Genomic DNA, 14,265 nt, shown 5'->3' with positions numbered 1-14,265 from the left:
TGGAGTATGACACATGTCGAAGCGCACCAGCGCCAAGTATAAGCTCGACCGCCGCATGGGCGAAAACGTCTTCGGACGCCCCAAGAGCCCGGTCAACAAGCGCGAATATGGCCCCGGCCAGCACGGCCAGCGCCGCAAGGGCAAGATGTCCGACTTCGGCATCCAGCTCCGCGCCAAGCAGAAGCTGAAGGGCTATTACGGCGACGTCACCGAAAAGCAGTTCAAGCGGACCTTCACCGAAGCCAGCAAGATGAAAGGCGACGCGTCGCAGAACCTGATTGGCCTGCTCGAGCGCCGCCTCGACATGATCGTCTATCGCGCCAAGTTCGCGCCGACCATCTGGGCTGCGCGTCAGATCGTCAGCCACGGTCACATCCGCGTCAACGGCGTGAAGTGCAACATCGCGTCCCGCCGCGTGAACGTCGGCGACGTGATCGAACTGGGCCCGAAAGCGCAGGAAATGGCGCTGGTCATGGAAGCGCAGGCCCTCGCCGAGCGCGACATCCCCGACTATGTCGCTCCGGACGGCACGGCGAAGGCCACTTTCGTCCGCGTTCCGACGCTCGACGAAGTGCCCTATCCGGTGAAGATGGAACCGAACCTCGTCGTCGAATTCTATTCGCGCTAAGGTTTAAAATCTTTTCCGTTAAAAATGAGGCGGCCCTTCCGGGCCGCCTTTTCTTATCGAGTCTCTTCCCTTGTCCGCTTGAGACAGAGATGCCAAACCTGACGTCCGCATCTTAAGGGAGAAACCATGTTCCTGCGCTCCGTTTCACTGCTCTCTCTCGCCTGTGCGCTGACCGCCTGCGCGACCACAGACACTCCGTCCGCCAGCGCCGTTGCGCCGCAAATTTCGCTCGACACTTTGAAAACCGTGACCCAGCAATTGTCTTCCGATGCATTCGAAGGCCGCGCGCCGACGACCCCGGGCGAGGACAAGACGGTCAACCTCATCGCCGAACGGTTTCGCGCGGCGGGGCTTCAGCCGGGCAATGATGGCAGCTGGTTCCAGGACGTGCCGCTGGTGGAAACGCTCGCCACGCCGACGTCGCTCACCATTACCGGCGGTGCTCAGCCGCTGACCTTCAACTATCGCACCGACATGGTTGCCAACAGCTACCAGGTGCAGCCGAAGATCGATTTGAAGGACAGCGATGTCGTCTTCGTCGGCTATGGCATCAATGCGCCCGAACGCGGCTGGAACGATTATGCGGGCGTCGATGTGAAGGGGAAGACGGTCGTCATCCTGATCAACGATCCCGATTATGAGACGAAGGGGCTGGAAGGTCCGTTCGAAGGCCGGGCGATGACCTATTACGGCCGTTGGACCTACAAATATGAGGAAGCGGCCCGCCAGGGCGCGGCAGCCGCCATCATCGTTCACGATACCGAACCTGCCGCTTATGGCTGGAACGTCGTCCAATCCTCTTGGACCGGCGCGCAATATAATATGGACGCCGCGAACAACCATATGGATCAGTCGAAGGTGATCGGCTGGCTCACCAACGATGCCGCGCGACGGCTGATGGCATCGGCAGGTCAGGATCTGGCCGCGCTCACCGCCGCCGCGAAGCAAAAGGGTTTCAAGGCCGTGCCATTGGGCCTCAAAGCGAACATTTCGCTTGAAAACCAGATCAAGCGGCAGAAATCGCGCAACGTGATCGGCGTCCTTCCAGGAAAGAAGCGCCCTGGAGAATATGTTCTCTACTCTGCACATTGGGACCATCTCGGCCGCTGCGATGCGGCGCCGGATGGGGACGACATCTGCAACGGGGCGCTCGACAATGCGACGGGAACTGCGGCACTGATCGCTCTGGCAGAAGCGCACAAGAAAGCGGGCCAGCCGGACCGCTCGATCATCTTCCTCGCCGTCACCGCCGAAGAATCGGGGCTGCTCGGATCCAAATATTATGCCGAGAACCCGATCTTTCCGCTTTCTCAGACGGTAGGCGGCGTCAACATGGACGGCGTCAACATCATCGGCCGAACCCGGGACGTGGTGGTGATCGGGCCGGGCAAATCCGAGCTTGAACCCTATCTCCAGCGCGCGGTCGCGGATCAGGGCCGCGTCATCGTTCCCGAACCGACGCCCGAAAAAGGCTTCTTCTACCGCTCGGATCATTTCAGCTTCGCCAAGTTCGGCGTCCCGATGATCTATTTCGAAAGCGGCGACGATCTGGTGAACGGCGGCGTAGCGGCAGGCCGCGCCGCGGCCGACGATTATACCGCCAACCGTTATCATGGCCCGAAAGACGAATATCGTTCCGACTGGGATTGGTCCGGCGGCCTGCAGGATATCGCCCTCTTCTACCGCATCGGCCGCGAGCTCGCCGACAGCGACAATTGGCCGAACTGGTACCCGACCGCCGAATTCCGTGCTGCCCGCGACAAGTCGCGGGCAGGCCAGTAAGGCTGGCGAACATTTAAAAAGTGGCTCCTTGGCTTACCTCCGAGGAGCCACTATCAGCTCGATTAATCTGCTTTTGTGGCCTGGTTCCAAGCGAAGGCGTAAATGTCCGCCATTTCCTGAATCTTGAGATCACGGGCCGAACCTACACCATGCCCATCTTCAGCCTCAGTACGGACTAAAACGCGCCGTTGACCTCCAAATTTCGCTACAGCTCGCGCTGCGAACTTGCCGCTCATCCACGGCGAGACGCGCCTATCATTCAAACCGATCGTCAATAGTGTGTCAGGAATGTCTTTAGCCCCCTCGAGCATGAGGTAGGAATCCTGCATTACAAGTCCCTTAAACCCGTCCTCAGTGCGGGGATCCCCCGCTTCGGCGAACTGATTGGCGCCGTTTTCAGCCGTTTCGAGGCGGGCCGGATTCAACATCGCCACCCTTAATATCATACCTGCGAAAAGATCGGGCCGTTTCATTACCGCTGGCGAGACGAGTTGTCCGCCAGCGCTAACGCCTATAGCTGTAATTTGAGAGGGCTTAGCATAACCGAGCTGAATCAGGCGTTCGGCACAAGCAATAAAGTCAGCATGTGCATTGGGCTTGTTGGCAGCACGTCCAGCTTCATGCCAGGCACGCCCATTCTCGCCGCCGCCGCGCGTCCCGCAATAGGCAAAAACTCCGCCTTGCTCCAGCCAAGCAAGGTTGTTCCCACTGTAAGTAGGCTCGGTGTTGAGGAGACCATAAGACCCATATCCATGAAGAATGGTCGGGCGCCCTGCCGGCAATTTCCCTTCCGCTGGCATTAATATTGCCATCGGCACCCGTGTACCATCGGAACTGATCGCCTCATCGGTGATAACTGAATGCTTTGATCCAGCTTCCCAACTAGCCGATTTCAAATTGACGGGCTGGATGATTCCTCCTGAAACGCGGTAGTGAGTTCTATTCCGCAACCATCCCGTAAGCCCCATCAGCAAGGATCGGCCTTGATCACCGACATCCCAACTGGAGATAGCTCCATCGAATGGAAGAACAACTTCCCGGAACTCTTCAGAACCGTTCGGCTGGAAAAAGAGCTTTTCGGCACCCCCTTTGCTGGCGAATAGATACAATCCGTCCGCAGCCTCGGAAATGCTCCTCAGGATCACTTCGCCGCCTTCCATGATAGGGCGCAGCTTCAGCTCCGGATCGTTCAGGGAACCCTTTAATAACGTTCTCGATGAATTTGTTTTGGAAGAGAGAAGATAGATGTTGTCGCCAACAATTGTCGCGCTGCGTACCTGGTCCGCATATTCGGCGATCGAACGCCACTTCGGCGTACCAGCTAGAACCTCATCAATGCGCGTAACGAGAATTCTGCTGTCAGCCCTAGCGCCAGTGCCAAAACCCATCGCCCAGCGTGTTGAGGCTGGATTGTAAAAAGTAGGAAATTCGCGCGGCTCGAACGCCGGAGCATTGGGGACACCGGCTCCGAGCAAGGGAATACCCGGGCCTTTCTCACCAAACCCGATCGTATACATCCTCATGTTCAGGATTGGATCCACGCCAGGCTGCGGGTCCGCCATTCGTGTGTAAACAACCTTCCTTGAGGACAGCCAGTTCACAGGGAATTCTCCCCAAACCGGCCCTATGCGTGGCGCTATCTCGCGTCCGCTCTCAACGTCCAAAAAGCGAACTTCGCCCGCCTCTCCGCCGCCTTCTGCGACATGCACGGCGACTGTCCCGCCATCGGGTGAGACAGTGTAGTTGTTGATAGCGGCTAAGGCTGCGCTTGATGTCGCAGGATCCAATACCACCCGTTCGACGCCATCCTTACGCACGACGAGCTTCGACACGCGCGCTTCCGGATCCAACCTTAGATAGAACAGGCGCTGATTAGATATCTGGGCACTCGTGTAACTGACCCCTGCCCGGTTCGCGAGATTGAGCAGTTCTTCAAATTTCTCTCGCTCCGGCAATTTGCTCAACTCTTCGCGCGCATGCTGGCCAGCATTTACAAGCCAATCCCGTACCTCACCCGCGCGTTCAGGCTTCTCCATCCAGCGGTAGGGGTCTTGGATAGTTATTCCGAACCTCTGCTCCTCGAAGGGCTCTGCAACCGGTACAGGCGGAACAGCCGCAGTAAGAGCGGAACCGGCGACCGCAGCCAAAAGCATGTGCATGATACAATCCTCCCCAAAGTAAAGCCTAGCGCTGGCTTAGTTAAAATCAATAGATGCCGCGACCTGTTGGTCTGGTGCCCCGTAATGAGGGCATGGATCAGAGGGAAACTGAACATGACTTTTCCGTTCGTGCTGGTAAGGGGCTGACCCGGACAGCACGAACGGATTTGCGCATGACCTATCGCCAGCCGCCCGAATGGGCGCATCATGAATGGGTATGGATCGGCTTCCCGAGCCATGGCGACTTGTGGCTAGAAGATCTGGAGGCCGCGCAGGAGGAGGTCGCCGCTTTCGCCCGTGCCGTTCATGCGAATGGCAATGGCGAGGAAGTGCGCCTCGTCGCCGCCGACCCAAAGGCGGTGGCGCGGGCGCAGGAGCTTGCCGGTCCCGACATCACGATAATCGAGGAGATTTTCGGCGACATCTGGCTGCGTGACACCGGGCCGATCATCCTCAAGTCCGGAGAAAACCGCCTTCCTGCCAGCTTCCGCTTCAACGGGTGGGGCGGCAAGTACGACCTGGAAGGCGACGATACGATTGGCTTGCGGCTTGCCGACACGATGGACATGGAGGCCCGGCGCCATGACTGGATCCTGGAGGGCGGCGCGATCGACGTGGACGGTGCGGGACTTGCCGTCACGACCGAGCAATGCCTCTTGAACCCGAACCGCAATCCGGGTCTCTCCAAGGAGGAAATCGAAATGCGTTTGAAGGCCGATCTCGGCCTCGATCGCATCCTGTGGCTGGGCGATGGCCTTCTCAACGACCATACCGACGGCCATGTCGACAATCTTGCCCGCTTCGTCGGCGAAGGGCGGATTGCCATTCCCGTGGCGGAAGAGGATGATCCCAACATTGCCGTCTATGCGGATGCTTGGGCCCGCGCCGAAGCCTTTGGCCTGGAGGTCGTGCCCGTTCCCTCCCCCGGCAAAGTCGTGATGGATGGCGAGATCATTCCGGCTTCCTATATGAACTTCTACATCGGCAATGCGGCGGTGGTGGTGCCGATTTACGGCCAGCCGAACGACGCTGCCGCTGTCGAGGCGATTGGCGCCCTCTTCCCCGGCCGCAAAGCCGTGGGTTTCCGCGCCGATCATATCCTGACCGGCGGCGGCAGCTTCCACTGCATCAGCCAGCAGGTGCCGGAGTAAGGCGCCTTTGGAGAACAGAATGACCCAGGTTACCCTCGCCGCCCTCCAACTTCCCTTCTCCGATTGCGTGGAGGAGAATATCGCCGCCGTCGAAAGGCTGGTGCGCGAAGCGGCTGCCAAAGGCGCCAAAATCATCCTGCCACCCGAATTGTTCGAGGGCCATTATTTCTGCCGCACGCAGGATGAGGGTCATTTCGCGCGGGCCCTCTCGACGGACGAGCATCCGGTCGTCCTGGCGATGCGGAAGCTCGCCAAGGAACTCAGCGTCTATATCCCGACCAGCTTCTTCGAGGCGGACGGGCACCACCATTATAACAGTCTCGCCATGATCGACGACGAAGGCGAGGTCATGGGTGTCTATCGCAAGAGCCACATTCCGGACGGTCCCGGCTATTCGGAGAAATTCTATTTCCGTCCCGGCAATACCGGCTTCAAGGTCTGGAAGACGAAATACGGCACGATCGGCGCCGGCATTTGCTGGGACCAATGGTATCCGGAAGCCGCCCGCGCGATGATGCTGATGGGCGCGGATATCCTCCTTTATCCCACCGCCATCGGCACCGAGCCGCATGACCCCGATCTCGACACCAGCCGCCTATGGCGGCGGGCGATGATCGGCCATGCGGTGTCGAATGTCGTCCCCGTCGTCGCCGCCAACCGGATCGGCATGGAAGGGGATCAACGCTTCTATGGGCACAGCTTCATCTGCGACGAGAGAGGCGACATGCTTGCCGAGTATGGCGCGCAGGAAACCGGCGTGCTGGTCGCCACCGTGGATATCGTTCAGGCAAAGAAGCACCGCGCCGCCTTCGGTTTCTTTCGCGACCGGCGCCCGGAACTTTACACGCGGCTGGCGCAGGATATCTGAGCCTACTTCCGGCCGAACAATTTCTCGATGTCGTTATGGCCGAGTTTCACCCAGGTTGGCCGGCCATGGTTGCACTGCCCGCTATGAGGCGTGACTTCCATTTCGCGGAGAAGCGCGTTCATCTCGGCGACCGAGAGGATGCGGCCCGCGCGGACGGAGCCGTGGCAGGCCATGGTTGCCGCGACATGGTCGAGCTTTTCCTTGAGCGACAAGGCTTCGTCGAAAGCGGCGATCTCGTCGACGAGATCGGTGACGAGGCCCTGAATGTTTCCTTGACCCAATAAAGCCGGAGTCGCGCGGACAAGGACAGCGCGGGGGCCGAAACGTTCGAGTTCCAAGCCCATTTCGGCCAGCTCTTCGGCCCGCGCTTCCAGGCGGTCGGCGGCCGGCTCGTCCATCTCCACCACTTCAGGAAGGAGCAGAGCCTGGCGGGCGACGCCGCCGTTCGACATCGCTTTGCGCATCCGTTCGAGAACGAGCCGTTCGTGGGCGGCGTGCTGGTCGACGAGGACGAGGCCGTCATCGGCTTCCGCGACAATGTAGGTGGCTGCCACTTGACCGCGTGCAACGCCCAGCGGGTAGCGATTGGCTTCCGGCGGCGGCGCATGAGCCGGTTCGGCGCGGGCCTGGGGCGGTGGCGCATAGGCCTGGTGGGCATCCCACACGCTGCCTTGTCTCCCCTCCCCTTCAGGGTAGAGACCGGTGCGGGTGAAGAATGAGGAGTTTGTCGACGCACGACTTCCCCACCCCAACCCAGTGGGGCCGTAGCCTTGTCCCCCGGACAAGGCTGAGGTCGGCCCCACTCCTAAAGGGGAGGGGCTTCCGGTTTGCCAGTTGCCTAGAGCCGCGACTGAGGGGCGCTGGGCGCTACGGTGACCAGCCGCATCCAATGCATGGCGTAGGCCGCCGACAATTAATCCACGTATGCCGCCTGGATCGCGGAAGCGGACTTCGGTCTTGGCGGGATGGACGTTGACGTCGACTTCGGTGCCCGGGAGGTCGATGAACAGGGCGAGGATCGGGTGCCGGTCGCGGGCGAGCAGGTCCTGATAGGCGCCCCGCACCGCGCCTATGAGGAGGCGGTCCTTCACCGGACGGCCGTTCACGAACAGATATTGATGGTCGGCGACGCCCCGGTTGAAGGTCGGCAGACCCGCCACCCCGCCAAGCCGGACGCCGTGCCGGTCGTAGTCCACCGGGACACTGTTGTCGGCAAGGCCACGGTCGGTGAGCGCGGCAACGCGCGCCGGGCGATCCTCGCCAGGCTGAACGTGGAGAGCGCGGCGGCCTTCATGCTCCAGGGTGAAGCCGATATCCGGCCGCGCCATGGCAAGCCGCTTCACGACATCGACGCAGGCGGCATATTCGGAGCGGGGGGAACGCAGGAACTTGCGGCGGGCGGGAACTTTCCCGAAGAGATCGGATACGCGGATACGAGTGCCAGGCGGCAGGGCGGCGGGCCCCTCCCCCACCACCTGGCCGTTGTCGACAGTCAACGACCAGCCGTCGGCGCCCCGCACGCGGCTTTCCATATGGAGGAGGGACACGCTGGCAATGGACGGTAGCGCCTCGCCTCTAAACCCCAAAGTCGTCACAGCGTCGATGGCATCGCCGGGCAGTTTTGAAGTGGCGTGACGCTCCAGGGCCAGCCGCATGCTTTCCCTGTCCATGCCGCAGCCATCGTCGGAGACTTCCAGCAGGTCGATTCCCCCGCCCATCAGTGTCGCCGCGATCCGCGTCGCTCCGGCGTCAATCGCATTTTCAACCAATTCTTTCAACGCACTGGCCGGTCTTTCCACCACTTCACCGGCTGCGATGCGGTTAACCAGATGTTCGGGAAGGCGGCGTATTGACATGAATCAGCCTGTAAACGATGCGACGGCTTCCTGCGACAACGTTAACTGTTTTGTGGACGGGAAGCGCGGGGGCATCCTATACAGCGAGAATCCGGGCAAGCGGGGAATTTTCCGAAGAGCGGCGCCCGTCAAGGAAGCGAGACCTGATCCTATGTCCTTCATGCGTTTTTTGAAGTTTCCGTCGCACGATATGGCGATCGACCTCGGCACCGCGAACACCGTTGTTTACGTGCGTGGACGCGGGATCGTTCTCAATGAGCCGTCGGTGGTCGCCATCGAGACGATCAACGGCGTCAAGCGCGTGAAGGCGGTCGGCGACGACGCCAAATTGATGATGGGCAAGACGCCCGACCAGATCGAGGCGATTCGCCCGCTTCGCGACGGTGTGATCGCGGACATCGACGTCGCCGAGCAGATGATCAAATATTTCATCCAGAAAGTGCATGGCACGCGCCGCTTCCCGCGCTGGCCGGAAATCGTGATCTGCGTGCCGTCGGGCTCCACCTCGGTCGAGCGCCGCGCGATCCGCGACGCCGCCTCCAACGCCGGCGCGAGCCAGGTCTGGCTGATCGAGGAGCCGATGGCGGCTGCGATCGGCGCCGACATGCCGGTGACCGAACCGATCGGTTCGATGGTCGTCGACATCGGCGGCGGCACGACGGAAGTCGCGGTGCTTTCGCTGCGCGGCCTTGCCTATACCACGTCGGTCCGTGTCGGCGGCGACAAGATGGACGAAGCGATTTCTTCCTACGTCCGCCGTAACCACAATCTCCTGATCGGAGAAGCGACGGCAGAGCGCATCAAGCAGCAGGTCGGCATCGCCAAGCCCCCCGCCGATGGCAGCGACGGCCTTACCGTTCACATCAAGGGCCGCGACCTCGTGAATGGCGTGCCGAAGGAAATTACCATCAACCAGCGGCAGATCGCGGAGGCGTTGTCGGAACCTGTGGGGACCATCGTCGAGGGCGTTCGCATCGCACTTGAGAATACCGCGCCGGAGCTGGCAGCCGATATTGTCGACCAGGGCATCGTCCTGACCGGCGGCGGTGCGCTGCTCCAGGGCCTGGACGAGGTTCTTCGCGACGAAACCGGTCTTCCGGTCACCATCGCGGACGATCCGCTGACCTGCGTCGCCCTTGGAACCGGCCGCGCCCTGGAAGAGGAAATCTTCCGCGGCGTCCTTCAGACCGCGTAAAAGACCGGTCTCATGGCGCCGCCCTCCACCCGGCGTCCCGGTTTTTCCCGCAGGGCGCAATACGGACTGTTCATCGGCTATATCGTAGCTGTGGGCGGCGTGTTGCTCGCAGTGCTGCTGCTCATCATCGCCGCCGTCGATCCGCGTGGCTTTGCCGCCTTGCGCGGCGCGGCGCTTGACGTCACTGCCCCAATTACGGGCGCGGGACGGAGCGTGGTTCGTTTCTTCGGCAACGCTGGCGACGAAATCGGGGCTTATTTCAATGCGGCTTCGCAGAACCGGGCGATGCGCGCAGAGCTTGAGGCAAGCCGCCAGAAGCTGATCGAAGCGCGCGCGATCAATTTCGAGAATCGGCGTTTGAAGGCATTGCTGAAGGTCAGTCAAGCGACCGGAGACCGTGTCGCCACGGCGCGCATCGTCGGATCAAGCTTCGATTCCAGCCGCCGCCTTGCAACCCTTTCCGCAGGAAGCGCCTCGGGCATACAAATAGGCCAGCCGGTACGTGGGCCCGAGGGATTGATCGGCCGCGTGATCGAAACCGGCCGCCATGCCGCGCGCGTCTTGCTGATTACGGATGGATCCAGCAACGTTCCGGTCCAGCTGACGAGATCCGGCATCCCCGCCATCGCGACCGGCAAGGGTGACGGCTTCATCGAGATCAAACCGCTGGAAGTCGGTGAAAACCCTTTCCGCAAGGGTGACATCCTCGTCACATCGGGCACTGGCGGCATCTTTCCGCCGAATATCCCCGTTGCGCAAGTGACCCGCGCCGACCGTGACGCCACCATCGCCCGGCCGCTCGCGGATCCGGCCCGCATCGACTTTGCGATCGTCCAGCATATCTACCAGCCCGCCGCGAACTTGCCGCTCAACGAAGCCGAGCCGCCCCCGGGAAGCGAGGCCGCGCAATGAGCTGGATCGCGTCGTCGAACCGCGATGTGGCCCGCCGTGATGCCCGCAGGCGCTATGTCCCCCTGGTCTCGACCATCGCGGCCATCCTCTTCGCAATCCTGCCGATCGTCGTTACGACGCCCATTGTTCCGGATTTCGCCTTTCTGGTCCTGATCGCTTGGCGGCTGTTGCGGCCGGAAATGTGGACGGCGCAAATGGCGCTTCCCCTTGGCCTGCTCAACGATCTCGTCGACGGGCTTCCGCTCGGGCAGTCCATGGCTTTGTGGACGCTGACCTTTCTCGCCTTCGACATTCTCGATGCGCGGCTTAATTGGCGCGACTACTGGATGGACTGGTTTTTCGCGGCGCTGGCCATCCTGACCTATAGTCTTGCAGGCTGGGCGATCGGACGACTGATGGGCAATATGGCCAGCTTCACCGTCCTTTTACCCCAGATCGTCTTGTCGGTCTTCCTCTATCCGGTGGTCGCCCGCATCATTCTGATGCTTGACCGATGGCGGCTCGCCCGATGAGACGCCGCGCCAAGCCGCTCGTTACCGAAAACTCGCAGAGCTTCACCTTCACGCGGCGCGCGATGGTGCTGGGTGGGCTCCAAGCCGGGGTCGCGGCCTTGCTCGCGGGGCGGGTCAGCTGGCTCGCCATCGCTGAAAATGACCGCTACAAATTGATGTCGGAAGAAAACCGGTTCCAGATGGTGCTGGTCCCTCCCCGGCGTGGCTGGATCGTCGACCGTTATGGCAAGCCGATCGCGGTCAACCGCAGCGACTATCGCGTCGATCTGATCCCCGATCAAATCCAGGATGCCGAACGGATCATTCGCGAGCTTTCTCAAATCTTGCAACTGCCGCCTGAGGAAGTGACGCGCATCCGCAAGGAATTGGCGAATGCCGCGGGATACCAACCGGTCCCGGTCGCCGAAAACCTGCCCTTCGAGCAATATGCCGCCGTCACCGTCCGCCAGCCCGAGATGCCGGGTGTTGCTCCTCTAAGAGGGTTCAGCCGCTTCTATCCGGATGGTGCTGCCGTTGGCCACCTTGTCGGTTATGTCGGAGCGGCGAACAAGGAAGAGTATCAAGCCGCAGGCAAGGATCCGCTATACATCACGCCGGGTTTCAAGATCGGCAAGGAAGGTCTTGAAAAGACGATGGAGAGCCGTCTTCGGGGAACGCCCGGCGCGAAGCGGCTGGAGGTGACGGCGGGTGGCCGCCTGATCCGGGAGCTGGCGTCCCTGCCCGACAAAAGCGGCGGCAGCCTGCCGCTCACCATCGACGCGGGTTTGCAAGCCTATGCGGCGCGCCGGCTCGGCAATGAATCCGGTTCCTGCATCGTGCTCGATTGCCATACGGGGGAGATCCTCTGCATGGCATCCATGCCGGCTTATGACCCCAATAATTTTTCCGATGGCATCAGCCATGACGAATGGGGGATGTTGTCGGCGGATGAGCGCCATCCGCTGATCAACAAGTCGCTGAACGCTCTTTACCCCCCTGGATCCACGTTCAAGCCGATGGTCGCGATGGCACTGCAAGGCGCTGGCGTCGATCCGGACGAGACTGTGCATTGCCCGGGCGGCTACCGGCTCGGAAATCGCTTCTTCCGCTGCCTGGGGCGTCACGGTACCGTCAATATGCGCCGGGCGATCGCGAAGAGCTGCAACACCTATTTTTATTCGATGGGGAACCGGGTCGGGATCGACGCCATTGCAAAGATGGGCCATGCCTTGAGCTTCGGCGAAAAATTCGACCTGCCCGTCGTGTCGCAGAGTTTCGGCACCATGCCGGACACCGCATGGAAGATGCGCCGCTATAAGCAGCAATGGACGGCGTCCGATACGCTCAATGCCGCCATCGGCCAAGGCTATGTCATTGTGAACCCGCTCCAGCTCGCCGTCATGGCCGGCAGGGTCGCGTCGGGCCTCAACATCCAGCCAAGGCTGCTGAGGGGGCGCCACGCTCCAGCCAAGCCTCTGCCCTTCCCCAAAGAGCATTTCGAGGCGGTGCGCGGCGGCATGTGGGAAGTGGTGAACGGCGATGGCACGGCCGGCCGCAGCCGCCTGGAGCTCCCCGGCATCGAGATGGGCGGCAAGACGGGAACCGCGCAGGTGCGCCGTATCGCGGGCGCCCAGCGCGGCCAGAGCGGGGACTGGAAATATCGCGACCACGGCCTGTTCGTCTGCTTCGCGCCGACCAGCAATCCCCGCTATGCGGCCTCGGTCGTCATCGAACACGGGCTGGGCGGCGCCCGCGCCGCCGCCCCGGTGGCGAAGGACGTGCTGACTTATCTCTTCGATAAAGAGAAAGCGATGGCCGCGCTCGCCACGTTCGAAGAAGGGTGGGGCGGCGACATCAAGACGCGGATGGAGCGTCAGGCGGCGGCCTGGCTCGCGAGCAAGGGCAAGACGCCCCCGCCCGGAGGCGCGGCATGAGCTTCATTCCCGCCGCCGTCGCGCGCCTGTCGTGGCCGGCCATCATTCTGGCGGCCGTGATCGCCCTGTTCGGGGGCGTCGTCCTCTACTCGGTTGGGGGAGGATCGCCCTCTCCTTGGGCGTTGAGCCATGTCATTCGCTTCTCTCTTTTCCTCACGATGGCGATCGGCATTTCCTTCATCAGCCCAAAGCGGATGAAGCCATTCGTGTTCGTCGCTTATGGCGGCGTTCTCTTCCTGCTCATCCTCGTCCAGGCGCTCGGCTTTATTGGCGGCGGCGCGCGGAGCTGGCTGAACCTGGGTTTTATCGTCCTCCAGCCTTCCGAGCTGATGAAGCCGGTGATCGTGCTGGTGCTGGCGCGATTTTACGATCTGCTGCCAGCCGGGCAGATACGCTCATGGTCCGCTATCTGGCCGGCCGGGCTCCTTATCGGCATCCCGTTCCTGATGATCGCCGCGCAGCCGGATCTCGGCACCGCCTCGCTCGTCGTTTTTTCCGGTTTGACCATCATGTTCCTCGCAGGAGTGCCGCTGCGCCTGTTCGTGGGCGGGATCGCCGCGATCGCCATGGTCGTACCGATCGCCTATAATTTCCTGCTGCTGCCGCACCAGCAAAGGCGCCTCACCATCTTCCTCGATCCGGAGCTCGATCCGCTCGGCGCGGGCTATCATATCAGCCAGTCGCAGATCGCGATCGGGTCGGGCGGCATTTTCGGGAAGGGCTATCTGAACGGTACGCAGAGTCATCTCAAATATCTGCCCGAAGTCCATACCGACTTCATTTTCCCGGCGATGGTGGAGGAATGGGGTCTGGTGGGCGCCCTGTTCCTGATCCTCTGCTTCTTCCTGCTGCTGCGATGGGGGATGAAGGTGGCGCTCGATACCAAGCCGCGCTTCGACCGGCTTGTGGCGGCGGGTCTGACGACCACCATTTTCTTCTATATCGCGATCAATTTGATGATGGTGATGGGTTTGGCCCCCGTCGTCGGCATCCCCCTCCCCCTCTTCTCCCACGGCGGATCGGCGATGCTGACGGTAATGATCTCTCTCGGTATCCTGATGTCCATCGATCGGAACAACCGCCTGAAGCGAAAAGGCCTCGTTTAGCCGTTGCATCCCGCATCGCCCCATGCTAGCGGGCACGCCTCGCCGGAACGGAACCTCGTTTTCTTCGGGCTTTGCCTTGCAGGCATGGACGCATAGCTCAGTTGGTAGAGCAGCTGACTCTTAATCAGCGGGTCCTAGGTTCGAGCCCTAGTGCGTCCACCATTTTCCAATGACTTAGAGGCG

11 protein-coding genes and 1 tRNA gene are annotated in these 14,265 nt (G+C 61.4%); 10 read left to right on the top strand and 2 right to left on the bottom strand.

Going from position 1 to position 14,265, the window contains the following annotated elements:
- The first annotated feature begins 13 nt into the window (after positions 1–13).
- Positions 14–628: a 30S ribosomal protein S4 gene (gene rpsD, locus IC614_RS02215; protein WP_200972121.1), complete on the top strand. Its 615-nt coding sequence runs from the start codon at positions 14–16 to the stop codon at positions 626–628.
- 126 nt (positions 629–754) lie between these two features.
- Positions 755–2,410 (top strand): M28 family metallopeptidase, encoded by a 1,656-nt coding sequence (locus IC614_RS02210; protein WP_200972120.1) that lies wholly within the window; start codon positions 755–757, stop codon positions 2,408–2,410.
- Between the two features lie 62 nt (positions 2,411–2,472).
- Here the strand turns inward: IC614_RS02210 and IC614_RS02205 are convergent, their stop codons facing one another.
- On the bottom strand, positions 2,473–4,569 hold the full coding sequence (locus IC614_RS02205) for a prolyl oligopeptidase family serine peptidase (protein ID WP_200972119.1): 2,097 nt from the start codon (positions 4,567–4,569) through the stop codon (positions 2,473–2,475).
- A gap of 173 nt (positions 4,570–4,742) precedes the next feature.
- On the opposite strand from IC614_RS02205, the gene IC614_RS02200 reads away from it, so the two are divergent.
- Positions 4,743–5,720: an agmatine deiminase family protein gene (locus IC614_RS02200; RefSeq protein ID WP_200972118.1), complete on the top strand. Its 978-nt coding sequence runs from the start codon at positions 4,743–4,745 to the stop codon at positions 5,718–5,720.
- A gap of 19 nt (positions 5,721–5,739) precedes the next feature.
- Complete coding sequence (aguB, locus tag IC614_RS02195) at positions 5,740–6,588, top strand: N-carbamoylputrescine amidase (RefSeq protein ID WP_200972117.1); 849 nt, start codon at positions 5,740–5,742, stop codon at positions 6,586–6,588.
- A gap of 2 nt (positions 6,589–6,590) precedes the next feature.
- Here the strand turns inward: aguB and mutL are convergent, their stop codons facing one another.
- Positions 6,591–8,444 (bottom strand): DNA mismatch repair endonuclease MutL, encoded by a 1,854-nt coding sequence (mutL, locus tag IC614_RS02190; RefSeq protein ID WP_200972116.1) that lies wholly within the window; start codon positions 8,442–8,444, stop codon positions 6,591–6,593.
- A gap of 151 nt (positions 8,445–8,595) precedes the next feature.
- Between mutL and IC614_RS02185 the strand changes: the two genes are divergently transcribed.
- The 6 genes from IC614_RS02185 (at position 8,596) to IC614_RS02160 (ending at position 14,244) form a co-directional block, all read left to right on the top strand.
- A complete protein-coding gene (locus IC614_RS02185; protein WP_318963215.1) occupies positions 8,596–9,639 on the top strand; it encodes a rod shape-determining protein in 1,044 nt (347 codons plus the stop codon).
- Between the two features lie 12 nt (positions 9,640–9,651).
- A complete protein-coding gene (gene mreC, locus IC614_RS02180) occupies positions 9,652–10,551 on the top strand; it encodes a rod shape-determining protein MreC (RefSeq protein WP_200972114.1) in 900 nt (299 codons plus the stop codon).
- Positions 10,548–11,063: a rod shape-determining protein MreD gene (mreD, locus tag IC614_RS02175; RefSeq protein WP_200972113.1), complete on the top strand. Its 516-nt coding sequence runs from the start codon at positions 10,548–10,550 to the stop codon at positions 11,061–11,063. Before mreC ends, mreD begins: the two co-directional genes overlap by 4 nt.
- Positions 11,060–12,976 (top strand): penicillin-binding protein 2, encoded by a 1,917-nt coding sequence (gene mrdA, locus IC614_RS02170; RefSeq protein ID WP_200972112.1) that lies wholly within the window; start codon positions 11,060–11,062, stop codon positions 12,974–12,976. The genes mreD and mrdA overlap by 4 nt, the downstream gene beginning before the upstream one ends.
- Positions 12,973–14,082, top strand: a complete 1,110-nt coding sequence (gene rodA, locus IC614_RS02165) for a rod shape-determining protein RodA (RefSeq protein ID WP_200972111.1) — start codon at positions 12,973–12,975, stop codon at positions 14,080–14,082. Before mrdA ends, rodA begins: the two co-directional genes overlap by 4 nt.
- An 86-nt stretch (positions 14,083–14,168) precedes the next feature.
- Positions 14,169–14,244 (top strand) — tRNA-Lys (locus IC614_RS02160).
- The last annotated feature ends 21 nt before the right edge of the window (positions 14,245–14,265 follow it).

It is taken from the genome of Sphingosinicella flava (assembly GCF_016025255.1).
Lineage (GTDB): Bacteria > Pseudomonadota > Alphaproteobacteria > Sphingomonadales > Sphingomonadaceae > Allosphingosinicella > Allosphingosinicella flava.
This window is presented reverse-complemented; position numbering and strand designations above follow the sequence as displayed.